This window comes from Pseudomonas sp. SDO5271_S396, assembly GCF_054071795.1.
Genome location: NZ_JBSVWB010000138.1, coordinates 1 through 224, shown reverse-complemented (window position 1 = coordinate 224; position 224 = coordinate 1). Strand labels below are relative to the sequence as shown.

At 42.0% G+C, this 224-nt stretch carries 1 protein-coding gene; it reads left to right on the top strand.

Translation table 11 applies throughout. From position 1 onward, the window contains the following. On the top strand, nucleotides 1-224 hold a 224-nt coding region (locus ACW9IN_RS30175; protein ID WP_457369253.1), incomplete at both ends, for an RNase H-like domain-containing protein.

Genomic DNA, 224 nt, shown 5'->3' with positions numbered 1-224 from the left:
AAATAAGGAGCTTTATTGGTTTAGCTAGCTACTACCGTCGATTTGTCAAGGGATTCTCTTCCATTGCTTCCCAATTGACACTCTTGACTAAGCAGAATGTTCCCTTTGTATGGTCGGATGAATGTGAAGAAAGCTTTCAGAAGCTCAAGACCTTGTTGACTACTGCACCAATCCTTACCCTGCCAGTGGAAGGTAAGAATTTCATTGTCTATTGTGATGCATCC